Below are 12,638 nucleotides of genomic sequence, written 5' to 3' on the forward strand. Positions count from 1 at the left end.
GGGCGCCCAATTTTAAGGGATGGCAATTTAATAATATATTTGCCCCCTTATTTCAAAATCATGATTTCAGTTGACGCGGTCAGTGTAGAGTTTAACGGTTCGGCCCTTTTTAGCAACATCACCTTTAACATCAACGAAAACGATCGCATTGCCCTCATGGGCAAGAACGGCGCGGGCAAATCCACACTGCTCAAGATCATTGCCGGCGTGAACAAACCCACGCGGGGAAAAGTATCGGCCCCCAAAGACGCCATCATCGCCTACCTGCCCCAGCACCTGCTGACGGAAGATAAAGACACCGTGTTCCAGGAAGCCTCCAAGGCCTTCTCGAAGATCCTGGACATGAAAAAAACGATGGACGAGCTGAACCATCAACTCGAAACGCGCACGGACTATGAGTCGGACGAATATTCGAAAATCATCGAACAAGTTTCGGAGCTAAGCGAGAAATATTACTCCATCGAAGAGATCAACTTCGACGCCGAAGTGGAAAAGACCCTGTTGGGTCTGGGCTTTCTCCGCTCGGATTTTGAGCGCCCCACCAGCGAGTTCAGCGGCGGCTGGCGCATGCGCATCGAATTGGCCAAGATCCTGCTTCAAAAGCCCGACCTGATCCTGCTCGATGAGCCCACCAACCACATGGACATCGAGTCGATCCAATGGCTGGAGGAATTCCTGATCAACAATGCCAAGGCCGTGATCGTGATCAGCCACGACAAAACCTTTGTCGACAACCTGACCAACCGCACCATCGAAGTAACGATGGGCCGCATCTACGACTACAAGACCAACTACACGCACTACCTGCAACTGCGCAAGGAACGCCGCGAACAACAACAAAAACAATTTGACGACCAGGCCAAACAAATTGCCGACATCCAGCAATTTATCGACCGGTTCAAGGGCACGTATTCCAAAACGTTGCAAGTACAATCGCGCGTGAAGATGCTGGAGAAAATCGAGATCGTGGAAGTAGACGAAGTGGACAGCTCGGCCTTGAACCTGAAGTTCCCCCCTGCCCCCCGCTCCGGAAACTATCCCGTGATCATCGAGGGGATGACCAAAAAATATGGAGACCACGTGGTGTTCAACGACGCCAACGTGACCATTGCCCGCGGTGAGCGCGTGGCGCTGGTGGGGAAGAACGGCGAGGGGAAGTCTACGCTGGTGAAGGCTATCATGGGGGAAATTGATTTTGAAGGGAAGATGCAGTTGGGGCATAACAGTATGATCGGATACTTTGCTCAGAACCAGGCTGCGTTGTTGGAGGAAGATATTACGGTGTTTGATACGATTGACCAGATTGCTCAGGGCGATGTGCGTTCCAAGATAAAAGACATTTTGGGTGCTTTTATGTTTGGCGGTGAGACGATCGAGAAGAAGGTGAAAGTGCTTTCCGGTGGGGAGCGTACGCGCTTAGCGATGATCAAGCTGCTGTTGCAGCCGGTGAACTTGTTGATTTTGGATGAGCCTACCAACCACTTGGATATAAAGACAAAGGACATTCTGAAAGAAGCGCTTATTGCCTTCGACGGCACGCTCATTCTAGTATCTCACGATCGTGATTTTCTGGACGGCCTCGCGACGAAGGTGTTTGAATTTGGTAACAAGCGCATCAAGGAACACTTCGAGGACATCAATGGGTTCTTGCGAAATAAGAAGATGGAGAACTTACGGGAGATTGAGCGGAATAATAAATAGGATATTGTTCAGGGCTAAAGCCTTTATGAATTTTTGGAGTAGACCCTAGCCTTAAGGTTAGGGTTCTTTATTTTATGCGATTCAATACCCCCAGTCCGCCGCCCTTGTTGGTGTTCTTCACCAACAAGCGACGAAGGGGAATGCATTGTTGTTGTTGGCGAAATATCAGCAAGGGCACACATTAAGGGTACGTCGCCGAAAATGTTGTTGGTGAAGAACACCAACAACGGCGGCAAATAAGAAGATGGAGAACTCACGGGAGATCGAGCGGACTAACGCGAAGTAATAAGGTAATTTCGCCTTCCGTGTTCCCCAACTCCAAATTCCCCACAGTGTTCACACCCAATCCTTCCAAGTAAGGTCAACACGGTCTCTATAAAATCCCTTGCCAACCTCCAGGTAAACTGCGGGTTCCAGAGACTTATCGATGCCAATAAGTATGGCCAGGGGCAATACACGCATATCTTCTTTTGGCATATCCGAGGGGTCGTCCGAAAATATTTCCCAACCGTCTTCATCCCATCGCATTACTTCAGTAGCCTTTTCTCCAAACAACACGCTCAAGTCGGTCACTACGGTTGCGTTGCGGGGCGCTGCATAATTCCATTCGCGGACCAACCATTGCCAAACCGGTTGTGAGGCCACGTCAAATGCGGTTGACATGTCGGGAATGTCAAGCGTATGATGCTCTTCATCCGGCAAAATTTGCAAGACTTGAATTCCATCCTGCTTATAAAAATCAAACACGCCCAAGGCCGTTATTTTGCTCCAGGATTCGTGAGTTATTGAAAGTGAAAATGAGCCCAGTGAATCCACGCTTAAGCGTAAAGTTTGCCAATCCGCGCCGTTCCTAAGCGCTTCAACCATTCGTGCGATTATCGCCGTTACTTCATTTTTGGAATAAAATTCCCCGCCGGCTAAAATAAGCTCGACACCAAAGGTCTCACTACATCCAATTGTATACGCAAACCTTGGTATCTGACCACCGGCCACTAAAGTCACATGATTCCCATGGTTTTTTATATTCGATCGAATCGTCTTAAAAAAATCTAGTTTATCTGTCATTCAACTTTTCATACGTTAATATGCGCAACTGCAGCATGTTCGCTTTTCTTCATAGTTTACTAAAACATTCTAAGAGCGTCCCTTTGTCCAACGTTTTAGTTTATCAAAACCCGAATCCTTTTTACAATAGTTAACCCGGTTAAAATCAATTATCTCTTCGGTATTGTTTTTAATTAGAAACTGAATGAATTCATTGTAGCCATTTTGAATTTTAAATTCAAGTTCCTCTTTATACAAAGGGAACAGCCCGTAAATATTGATTACCCCATAGGGCGATTCTATTTTTTGAAAGTCTTCAGGAAACGTCATGGTCGGTAAAACCAGGCAACCACAATACTTTGTATCCTTGGAATAAGGGTCCATATTTTCTTCAGCCTGTATGGAGTGACCGGTACCAATCCAGGTATCATAGAAGTGCGGAAATTTTGCCGACTGCTTTATCATGGACATGATCCAATCATACTTTGTATTACTGGGATACATTTTCCCAAAATCGACTCCTTTTGGGATTAACGTCATTAATTCGGCAAATCGGTATGCGTCGGAATTTTTAGCTATCTCACTTACATTCATTGAAATGGAACTCATACCCGATGTCAGCAGTAGTTCAAATGGAGCGTTTTCAGGTCTGATATGATAGACGTCTAAATGGATGTCCAACGTTGGGATTTCATGAAAAACATGAATGTCAGCTCCTTTAAAATAGGTATCAATATGTTTGTCAACCAATTCGTAGTGGTCAATAAACTGTTCCTTTTCTCGAAAATCCATATATGCTAGTTGCCGCTCCTAAAGTAGCGCCTAAACCGGAAAATCAGAAACGCACGTGACAAAATGGTTCACCACCTCGAATCATAGCCCCAAGCCCCCAAGCCCTTGTTGGTGTTCTTCACCAACAAGCGATGCGTGGGAATGCATTGCTGTAGGAGAAATGCCGACAAGGGCGCACATTATAGGGAGGAGCGTCCCCAAAATGTTGTTGGTGAAGAACACCAACAACGGCGGCATGTTGCTGGTAAAGGACACTAGCAACGGCGGCAGTAGTTTCTGGGCTATGGAATTAAGATGCTTCAACTGCGAATTTGTCCGTTTGGGGTATTAAGCCTTTTCGTTCGCGATCGTTTGCTGGCATTTTTGAACCTTTCGCTGTAAGAAGGGTATTGGAAAAAGGGTATCTTTCAACGGCGCGACAGTCATTCAACTACGGGAAAGATGGGACATCAGCCGACGTTTAAAAGTTTGATCCGGATAAACCTGCTGGCCACGGGGGTGATCTGCTCGGTGTGTCTTGTTTTCCTGCTCATAGCCAAAGTGGAGATCGTGCGAGCCTTGTTTGTTTCGGTGATGGGGGCCATCATCATGCTGGCGATCGGCATCGGCGATATTTATATTTTGGGTTTCAAGCCGGCCGGCGATGCGTATGTGAGGTTGAGCCCCAGGCAAAGAAAACTGCGTTATCTGATCTCCTATTCCATCAGTCCTTTTATTTATTTGTTCATTTGGATCCTCTTTGAGCCCGTCGTGAGCGATGAAGGGCATCATTGGACGGATCGTTCTTTTATGGCCGTCATTGTTCTCTCCAGTTGGTTGATGAATACGTTTGTCATCCTGCTTTACAATTATAATTTTCTCCAACAAGCCAAGATCCAGTCCGAGTTTGAGAACCTGGAATTAAAAGCCATCATCAGTGAGACGGCAAACCAGGTATTGAAACAACAGATCCACCCGCATTTTCTTTTCAATGTTTTGAATACGGTTAAAACCTTGTACAAACAGGATATCAAACAAGGGGAAACTTACTTGGTGCATTTGGCCAACTTTCTAAGGGCATCGCTTTCCAATCCTGCCGCCCGGATCGTCAGGCTTGAGGACGAGCTTCAGCTTTGCTGGGATTATATCGAAATGCAGCGTGTGCGTTTTGGAAAAGCGCTGACCTACCAGGCCGATTTACCTTTAGCCGTCACACAACAAAAATTTGTTCCGCATTTTTCACTGCAGGCCTTGCTGGAGAATGCCATCAAACACAATGATCTTACGGAAGAATCGCCGTTGAACATACAGGTCGTGGTGGAGGGAGATCATATCAAGGTCATCAACAATCTTCAGCCCCGTCGGTTCACCGAACCGTCCACGGGGCAGGGCTTGCCCAATCTGGCGGAGCGCTACAGGCTGTTGAGCGGAGATGAGATTCATATTACGCAAACCGAAACGTGTTTTGCGGTAAGGATAAAACTATTAGACGATGAAGGTAGTAATCATAGAGGACGAGCGGCTCACCGCGGATGATCTTGCCGAGACCATCCAGCAGTTCGACACGGGCATAGAGATCTCGGCAAAACTGCTTTCGGTGAAGGATGCCGTCCGGTATTTCCAAAAGCATGAAGAACCCGACCTGATCTTCAGCGACATCCAGTTGGGCGACGGGCTGAGTTTTGAGATCTTCAAAGCCACGAAGATCAGCGTGCCGGTCATTTTCTGTACGGCCTATGACGAATATGCGCTCACGGCCTTTGGCGCAAACGGCATCGACTACCTATTGAAGCCGTTCACTTCGGCTTCGGTGGCTGCGGCGCTGGAGAAGTTTTATAGGATCACAAAATCCACGAAGGGACCTGAGGCGCTGCCGTTGGAAAAGATCATGAAGTTGTTCGAGACGCGGGCCATGGAAAACACTTCCGCGATCCTGGTGCACTACAAGGAAAAGATCCTTCCCATCAAACTCCAGGACACCGCTGTGTTCTACCTGGAGGGCGACGTGGTTCACCTGGTCACGTTCGACCGCAAAGTCTACTTCCCCGGCAAAACCCTGGAAGAGTTGGAGAAGGTCGCCGGAAGGAATTTCTATCGTGCCAACCGCCAGATCCTGGTCAACCGCGAGGCGATCCTTGACGTATCCAATCACTTGGGACGAAAGCTTTGGGTGAACGTGTCTGTTCCGCTGAAAGAAAGCGTCACCGTCAGCAAGGAGAAGACTCCCCACTTCCTGAAATGGCTCTCCGGCGACAACACCCGGTCTTAGCACATCACGATAAAGAAGCCGCTTCCGATACGAAAGCGGCTTCTTCACGAGACAACGATTATTCGTTATTTCAATTCGACAGATAATGTGATCATCGCATTCAGCGCTTTTGAGATCGGGCAAATGCGTTTTGCGTTTTGTGCAATTTCCTCGAACGTGGCAGCGTCGATCTTATCTACTTTGCCGGTCAGTTTTAGATTGATCTGGGTGATGCTTCCGTCTTCGAATACTACTTGTGCTTCAGTATCCAGTTGCGTGGCTTTGAAGCCGGCGGCGTCCAGGAGAAAGCTCAGTTGCATGGTGAAACATCCGGCGTGGGCTGCCCCGATCAATTCTTCAGGATTGGTGCCTACACCATTTTCGAACCGGGTCTTGTAGGAGTATTGCGCTTTGTTCAATACGGTGCTATCGGTGGTCAGACTTCCCAGACCGTCTTTGCCAGTACCTTGCCATTGTGCTTGAGCTTTGCGTGTAAATTTCATAAGGATTTTAGTTTTTTGTTTTGTGATGTTTTACGTCGTTGATGGCTCAAAGGTGGCGGCTTGCGCATGATAAATCAAATTAATAATTTTATGGTATCATAAATAAAATTTATAAGACATGACCTTGCAGCAACTTCGATACATTGTCACGTTGGACCAGGAAAGGCACTTTGCGCGGGCGGCCGAACTGTGTGCCGTCACCCAGCCGGGATTGACCATCCAGTTGAAGAATCTCGAAACGGAGATCGGGGTAAAGATCTTCGACCGGTCGCGCGTGCCCCTCACCCCTACTCCTACCGGGGAAGAGATCATCGAGAAGGCGAAAAAAGTGCTGCGGGAAATTGATAGCATTCAGAACCTGGTGGTCAACAAAAAGAATGACCTGCAGGGCACACTCAACGTGGGCATCATCCCAACCCTATCGCCTTATCTGGTGCCGCTGTTTATTCGCCAGTTGGAGCGGGCTATGCCCAAAATGAAGTTTGCCATCCGGGAGGCCTCCACCTACGAGCTCATGCAAAGCCTGGAAACCGGCCGGATCGATGTGGCGATCATGTCCACGCCAACGGGCAATGCGAACCTCAAGGAATTTCCTTTGTTCCAGGAGCCGTTTGTCGCCTACCTCTACCCGCAACACCCCGGGTTGAAAGAGAAAAGTTATCACCTGCGCGAACAGGATAAATTAGAGTTACTCCTTCTTCAGGAAGAATATTGTTTTAATGCACAACTCCTCGACATCTGCAGCCGGGGAAAGAAGAAGGTGCAGGAGCAGTCATTGTACGAGATCAATTCGATCGAGACGTTAAAGAACCTGGTCCGCGCTTCACTGGGTTTTGCTATTGTGCCCTGGTTGTCGGTGCGGCATGAATTGCAGGAAGGCTTTTGCAAGACCTTCAAAGAGCCTGTGCCTGTCCGGGAGATCAGCCTGGTGGTGAGTGATTCGTTTACGCGCAAACTCTTGCTGGAGAAAATGAGCGAGGTGATCTGGAATTGTTTACCCGAGGCCTTGAAGGAAAATCGGAAATACAAACGGATCAAATGGAATGACTCGCCTTATTTCATGAAGATTCTGGAAAGGCACTAGACGAGATCCGTTTCAATGGCTTCTTATTTACAGTACATTTTTCACAAGGATAGTGAGAGGGTTGTATCTGTGACCATGAATTTCAATCTTTGTGACTATTATTCTCAAACCAAAACAATGAAAAGTAATTTTCTTTCGATCTGCACGGCTGCCGTGGTCATGGCCTCCATGCTTTTTTCCTGCAATAGTGGTTCAGCCGATAAAAACAACAATGCCGGAGCAAACGACTCTACGCAAACTACCGCCATTCCTGCACCCCGAAAAGAACGGGTTTTAACAGCGGAAGAGCAGGCGGCTTTAACCCCCGATGATGTTATTAAAAGTTTGAAGGAAGGCAACGAACGTTTTGTAACCAGCAATGTCACCGCCAGGGATCATTCTGCCATGGTACGGGATGCGGCCCAAGGACAATTTCCCAAAGCTGTAATTCTTTCCTGCATCGACAGCAGGATACCTGTAGAGGACGTCTTTGACAAGGGTATCGGTGATCTTTTTGTCGGAAGAGTAGCCGGCAATTTTGTGAACACCGATCTGTTGGGTAGTATGGAATTTGGCTGCAAGGTCTCCGGCGCCAAGCTCATTCTTGTTTTAGGACACGAATCCTGTGGCGCCATCAAGTCGGCTATTGACGATGTGAAGCTGGGGAATATAACTTCGATGCTGGCAAACATCAGGCCGGCGGTCATTGCCTCCCAAGACTTTTCGGGTGAAAAATCTTCAAAGAATGAGGCGTTTGTAAACTACGTTCTGAAAAATAATGTCATCCATACGATAAAGAATATTAAAGACAAGAGCCCGATCTTAAAAGAAATGGCGGATAAAGGAGAGATCAAGATCGTAGGAGCGTACTACAATATTCAGACCGGCGCAGTAACTTTCATGGAGTAACCCGCAAAACTTTCTCCGCTTGTTGTAAAAAGAAGAGGGTGCCTTTTGGGACACCCTCCTTTTTTTTGATTGAACTGTGTGATTCCGCTAGGACTTATCCCAACTCGCTTACCTTATTGGTTCATCCAGCGTTGAATCCATCAGAATACATAAAATACGCTTGCCTGCACTGTGCTATTCTTGAAATCGGTTTTTACGACCGTCGACTGAAAGTCGCCGACGCCCGATAGCCCCGCGACATACCTCGCCCCGATGCCCAAGCCATTCCTCGCCTGAAAACCCAACCCTGCCGCTACGCCGAAGTCCAGTTTCTTTGCAAACTGACCGTCTACCAACGTCTTGTCAAGATCTTCTTTCATGAGCGCACCTACCTGTGGACCGGCTTCAAAATAGATCCCGGAATTCGTACGATATTTCAAAAGTATCGGCACAGTCATGTAATACAGTTTTATACTCTCGTTATCATTGACTCCTTTCAATTTTGCCCCCTGTAACGAAAACAAGAACTCTTCCTCGATCGACAGGTGTTCGTTCAATTTAAAGTTGACCAGGCCGCCTGCGTGGAATCCCACCAAGCCGTCGGTTTCAAAATCAGCGTTTGTGAAATTGCTGTAGTTTGCTCCGGCCTTGACCCCAAAGCTCAAGCGCTTAAAAAGATTCTTCGTAAAACTCTGACTGAAACAATTGACAGAAGAAACCAGGATAATAGAAAAGATGATGAGTTTTTTCATGTTGATTTTTTAAAGGTTATGTGATAAAATGGTTAAGTGTCGTTGATCCGTTTCAGACAAGCCATCCGTTGCTTGCCGGGGTCAAAGTTGGGCGCTTTGGGAACGATCGGGAAGTGAAGAATAACCGAAACGGACAAAATCAGCGTGTAACCGGAAAATCCGGATTTGAAAAGGAATGGTTGGAGATGCCTGTTTTGATGAACCTTTTATCGCGTATGCTGTCCGTATTACCTGTGATGATAGGGACGTTTAGCAAGTGTGTTTTGAGAAATGCTAAAGGAAGCGTATTCAATCCGTTGCGCTTCAGATTCTCTTAGAAAGACTACCGGATTCGACCTCTAAAAGTCTGGGACCTTGAATGCCTTTATGCATGGCTTTCTGTTTCGATAATTGTCATTGGAAATACCTCTAGATACTCAATCATTTTACGCCCGTTTCAGCAAGTCAATTGTCCGGTTCGGATCAAAAGATCTCCCTCCTGTGGCTCCCTTCGATGAGCTTTGATCAAAAATTAAGATCAGTCGAAAATTTGATAACGCGAAAAGAAAAGAAAGCGCCTTCCAGTGTAGCGCAGACAGCGATTCGGATTATCACTTCCAAATTTCTAAACTATAAACCATGTTTGACCTCTCTGATAAAGTGGTATTGATTACGGGAGCCGGCCAAAACGTCGGGTCGGGCATTGCCCGGATATTGGCAAAACACGGGGCAACGATCATTGCCAGCGATGTGAACAAAAAGAAAGCTGACCGGGTATGCGAAGCCGTCTTCAGAGCCGGTGGCATCGGTATCTCAACAGCATTTGATATCACCGATCATGATGCTGTAACAACCTCCTTAAGGGAGGTCACCGAAAAAACCGGTGATATCGATATTCTGATCAACAACGCCGGCACCGTTGGCCCCCAGGAGTTGTCGGCCATGACTTCGTTCTCATCGATAAGGGAAGATCACTGGTCAAAGGTGATCGAAGTCAATCTCTCTGGATTTTTAAATTGTTGTCAAGCCGTGCTGGGACCTATGTCCAGCAAACAGTGGGGCCGGATTATCACCGTCGCTTCCAGCCTGACGGGTTTCGAAACGGGAGGCTCGCTTTATGCCGCCGGGAAATCGGGAGCGATTGGATTCGTGGGGCAACTGGCAAAGGAGACTTTTACTTCGGGCATCACATGCAATGCGATTTCCCTGGAATGGAAGCAGCAGCAGGTTTCCGGTCATGTTCCTTATTTAAACGACAGGTCTCCTGTGCCCCGCATTGGAACACCGGATGATGTTGGGTATTTGAGTCTTTATTTGTCCACGGAGGCGGCTTCGTGGATCTCCGGTCGAACGATTCCGCTCGAAATTGTCTATTGAAAAACCCGAAGAGCCAAAGATCCCTACTTTAACCCTGCGGCGATTTCGGATGCTGTTCTTGCTTTCTGAATTGGCTGATCAAATTGTCGAAGGAGAGCACGACGAACAGGGTGTTGACGTAGTCGAACTCATTACCGGAATTGCGTTGCTGGATCACGAACAGATAGGCGGGTGTGATCTTGATGTTTTTGGTGATCCCGTAGCTGAACCCGGCGTAGAGGCGGTTCTGGTCAAAGACATTGGGGTTGTGACGCACGGCCTTGCCGAATTGCAACATCACCTCGTCATACACAATGAGGCTTAGATTTTTGCCTTTGAGCCAGGAGGCTTTGATGGGTTTCTCCAGGCGGGCCATATAGCGGAAACGCCAGTTGGGCTGGTAATCTCCGGTGTTGGTGAGATCGCGCACGCGATATTCCATGGAGTAGCGGTTGCTGTAATTAAAGAAGCGGAATTTCTGTTCGTGCTCGAGGCGCACCGTGTAGCGGAATTCTTTTACCGGCGGGCGCTCCAAATCGGAGGGCTTGGTATAGAGCGTATACGTTTCGAAATAGCCGAACGGCGAAAGGGATACTTTCAGGTTATCGCTGACCCGGTAGTTGAACCAAAGCCAGTAGCTGTTGTATTGCGGTGCCTGAAAAATATTCGACGACTCATCTGCGCTCTGGCTGCGGTGCTGGAGCCATACTTCGGTTCTCAGGCGATCGGTGATCTTATCGCCCAGCGCGATCCTTCCCCAAAAGACATTGTGGTGATAGATGGTTTGCGAATAGCCTGTGGCGATACAGAGGGTCAAAAGAACGAGTGTTGTCACTCGCGAGGTGGTGGTCACGGAATGTCAAGCCTGTTTGTGGTCGCCAAAGTAATGGTTTTAGAGACGATTAACAAAGCGCTATGGCAACATGGTCTTTCCTCGTCCCTCGCTGGGGCAGGTATCGTCGTTCATCCAAAAGCTGAAAATTTTTTACTATTTTCCTCGACTGTTTCAAAGCGCTTTCGCGTCAAGCCGTTGCGTCGCTTGTAAGGTCAATCGCTTGTCTACGGGATAAATTCCCACACTTCCTTACTCTTCACCGTGAAGAAACCGCCAACCATAAATATCCTGGAGCCTATCGTGAAGGTAGCGGGATACATGTAGTTTGGGGATGGAAAGACGCTATCGGTGTTCCACTCGTCTGCCGACGGATCGTATTTAAAAAGTGCAGCTCCCGAGTTGACCGCGGCGCCTACATAACCCGTCGTGGAATTAGAGAACAGGTAAGACGGGGCTGCCTGCGCGTTGGGGAAATCCTTTTTCTGTGTCCATTTGTCGCGAGCAGGATCGTATTCATAAAAATCAGTTAGATAAGGTGGTGCGCCCTGGCCCGAAAAGCCCACGCCCATATACCCTTTTTCTCCGATGTTCATGGCAATGGCGGCGATCCGGGCGTCACCGGGAAAGTCAGCTTTTGGAGTCCATGAATTGTTGACTGGATCGAACATCCACAGGTCCTTTTTGAGTACGTTGTGGTTTTCGGGGTCGTAGCTGCTTCCCGTGCCAAAATAGCCCTTTCCTCCTACCGCGAAAGCTGCGATGTTCGGTCTGACGTTGGTGGACAAACTTGACTTATACTCCCACGAATCGGCTTGCGCGTCGTATTCAAAGACTGCGCTGGAATAGGTCATCATGTAGCCCTTGTTGTTGATGGTGACCGCAGCTACTGCTGGTCCGCCGTAGGGAAAATCTTTTTTCTGTATCCAGGAATCTTTTTCGGGATCGTATTCCCAGACGTCAGCAGGAAAGGGATTTGAGTCGGTAGTGCCCATGCCGATGTAGCCTTTTCCATTGATGACAAACGAGAAGCTCCCGTTACGCGCTTCTCCCGGGAAATCATTGAGCCGTTTCCAGGTGCCTTTTTTGTCACGTGGCGGGGTGTCGTCCGAATCTCCACAATTGAAAAGAACGAACGAAAGGGCGATAACAACGAGGGCATAGTACTTTTTCATAGGGCCGGGTTTATACTAAAGTAGGCAGCGAATCTTGATTTTCTATAGTTCTTCGAAAATTCCTACGCGGGACAGGCCTCGATGGGCGTCGGTGTTTCATCGCGATCGAGTATGAATTGGGCACAAATAACAAAGCCCGAGCACCGAATTGAACCCACCCCCTGCTACCGGGGATAACCTTTTTTCAGGTTTCGACGATCCCGGTGGCCATGGTTCAATCAAAAACAGCACATTCCATCATTTTTTTCTCAAATCTTACAACCGCATGTCTATGCGACATTTCGCCGGACGGCGCCCAAGGCTGTCGTCTATTTTTGTTATGCTTT

Annotated in this window: 12 protein-coding genes; 6 read left to right on the forward strand and 6 right to left on the reverse strand. The window is 48.0% G+C overall.

Going from position 1 to position 12,638, the window contains the following annotated elements; all coding sequences use genetic code 11:
• Nucleotides 1–60 precede the first annotated feature (60 nt).
• The gene (locus D4L85_RS27575; RefSeq protein WP_119758970.1) at nt 61–1,701 is read left to right on the forward strand and encodes an ABC-F family ATP-binding cassette domain-containing protein; all 1,641 of its coding nucleotides are present in this window, start codon (nt 61–63) and stop codon (nt 1,699–1,701) included.
• Nucleotides 1,702–2,037: 336 nt separating this feature from the next.
• Here the strand turns inward: D4L85_RS27575 and D4L85_RS27580 are convergent, their stop codons facing one another.
• Nucleotides 2,038–2,766, reverse strand: a complete 729-nt coding sequence (locus D4L85_RS27580) for a DUF4262 domain-containing protein (protein ID WP_119757331.1) — start codon at nt 2,764–2,766, stop codon at nt 2,038–2,040.
• A gap of 69 nt (nt 2,767–2,835) precedes the next feature.
• Nucleotides 2,836–3,537, reverse strand: coding sequence for a suppressor of fused domain protein (locus tag D4L85_RS27585; RefSeq protein ID WP_119757332.1), 702 nt, complete (start codon nt 3,535–3,537; stop codon nt 2,836–2,838).
• 441 nt (nt 3,538–3,978) lie between these two features.
• Here D4L85_RS27585 and D4L85_RS27590 point away from each other — a divergent pair, with 441 nt between their 5' ends.
• Nucleotides 3,979–5,052, forward strand: coding sequence for a sensor histidine kinase (locus D4L85_RS27590; protein ID WP_119757333.1), 1,074 nt, complete (start codon nt 3,979–3,981; stop codon nt 5,050–5,052).
• Nucleotides 5,009–5,785, forward strand: coding sequence for a LytR/AlgR family response regulator transcription factor (locus D4L85_RS27595; RefSeq protein ID WP_119757334.1), 777 nt, complete (start codon nt 5,009–5,011; stop codon nt 5,783–5,785). Before D4L85_RS27590 ends, D4L85_RS27595 begins: the two co-directional genes overlap by 44 nt.
• A 65-nt stretch (nt 5,786–5,850) precedes the next feature.
• Here the strand turns inward: D4L85_RS27595 and D4L85_RS27600 are convergent, their stop codons facing one another.
• Entirely contained in the window at nt 5,851–6,267 is a 417-nt protein-coding gene (locus tag D4L85_RS27600) for an OsmC family protein (RefSeq protein WP_119757335.1), read from the reverse strand.
• Between the two features lie 118 nt (nt 6,268–6,385).
• Here D4L85_RS27600 and D4L85_RS27605 point away from each other — a divergent pair, with 118 nt between their 5' ends.
• Both D4L85_RS27605 and D4L85_RS27610 read left to right on the forward strand, forming a co-directional pair.
• Nucleotides 6,386–7,351: a LysR family transcriptional regulator gene (locus D4L85_RS27605; RefSeq protein ID WP_119757336.1), complete on the forward strand. Its 966-nt coding sequence runs from the start codon at nt 6,386–6,388 to the stop codon at nt 7,349–7,351.
• 117 nt (nt 7,352–7,468) lie between these two features.
• Nucleotides 7,469–8,239, forward strand: a complete 771-nt coding sequence (locus D4L85_RS27610; RefSeq protein ID WP_119758971.1) for a carbonic anhydrase family protein — start codon at nt 7,469–7,471, stop codon at nt 8,237–8,239.
• Between the two features lie 140 nt (nt 8,240–8,379).
• Here D4L85_RS27610 and D4L85_RS27615 read toward each other — a convergent pair whose 3' ends face one another.
• Complete coding sequence (locus tag D4L85_RS27615; protein ID WP_119757337.1) at nt 8,380–8,970, reverse strand: porin family protein; 591 nt, start codon at nt 8,968–8,970, stop codon at nt 8,380–8,382.
• A gap of 618 nt (nt 8,971–9,588) precedes the next feature.
• On the opposite strand from D4L85_RS27615, the gene D4L85_RS27625 reads away from it, so the two are divergent.
• Entirely contained in the window at nt 9,589–10,326 is a 738-nt protein-coding gene (locus D4L85_RS27625; RefSeq protein WP_119757339.1) for an SDR family NAD(P)-dependent oxidoreductase, read from the forward strand.
• Between the two features lie 28 nt (nt 10,327–10,354).
• Here the strand turns inward: D4L85_RS27625 and D4L85_RS27630 are convergent, their stop codons facing one another.
• Complete coding sequence (locus D4L85_RS27630) at nt 10,355–11,122, reverse strand: DUF2490 domain-containing protein (RefSeq protein ID WP_160144039.1); 768 nt, start codon at nt 11,120–11,122, stop codon at nt 10,355–10,357.
• Between the two features lie 242 nt (nt 11,123–11,364).
• The gene (locus D4L85_RS27635; RefSeq protein ID WP_119757341.1) at nt 11,365–12,312 is read right to left on the reverse strand and encodes a Kelch repeat-containing protein; all 948 of its coding nucleotides are present in this window, start codon (nt 12,310–12,312) and stop codon (nt 11,365–11,367) included.
• Between the last annotated feature and the right edge of the window lie 326 nt (nt 12,313–12,638).

Origin of the sequence: Chryseolinea soli (genome assembly GCF_003589925.1) — a bacterium.
GTDB lineage: Bacteria > Bacteroidota > Bacteroidia > Cytophagales > Cyclobacteriaceae > Chryseolinea > Chryseolinea soli.

Excerpts from the sequence above, each read along its gene's own strand:
- D4L85_RS27615 (WP_119757337.1), bottom strand. The coding sequence starts at position 8,970 with ATGAAAAAACTCATCATCTTTTCTATTATCCTGGTTTCTTCTGTCAAT.
- D4L85_RS27575 (WP_119758970.1), top strand. The coding sequence starts at position 61 with ATGATTTCAGTTGACGCGGTCAGTGTAGAGTTTAACGGTTCGGCCCTT.
- D4L85_RS27590 (WP_119757333.1), top strand. The coding sequence starts at position 3,979 with ATGGGACATCAGCCGACGTTTAAAAGTTTGATCCGGATAAACCTGCTG.
- D4L85_RS27610 (WP_119758971.1), top strand. The coding sequence starts at position 7,469 with ATGAAAAGTAATTTTCTTTCGATCTGCACGGCTGCCGTGGTCATGGCC.
- D4L85_RS27635 (WP_119757341.1), bottom strand. The coding sequence starts at position 12,312 with ATGAAAAAGTACTATGCCCTCGTTGTTATCGCCCTTTCGTTCGTTCTT.
- D4L85_RS27595 (WP_119757334.1), top strand. The coding sequence starts at position 5,009 with ATGAAGGTAGTAATCATAGAGGACGAGCGGCTCACCGCGGATGATCTT.
- D4L85_RS27605 (WP_119757336.1), top strand. The coding sequence starts at position 6,386 with ATGACCTTGCAGCAACTTCGATACATTGTCACGTTGGACCAGGAAAGG.
- D4L85_RS27625 (WP_119757339.1), top strand. The coding sequence starts at position 9,589 with ATGTTTGACCTCTCTGATAAAGTGGTATTGATTACGGGAGCCGGCCAA.
- D4L85_RS27585 (WP_119757332.1), bottom strand. The coding sequence starts at position 3,537 with ATGGATTTTCGAGAAAAGGAACAGTTTATTGACCACTACGAATTGGTT.
- D4L85_RS27600 (WP_119757335.1), bottom strand. The coding sequence starts at position 6,267 with ATGAAATTTACACGCAAAGCTCAAGCACAATGGCAAGGTACTGGCAAA.
- D4L85_RS27580 (WP_119757331.1), bottom strand. The coding sequence starts at position 2,766 with ATGACAGATAAACTAGATTTTTTTAAGACGATTCGATCGAATATAAAA.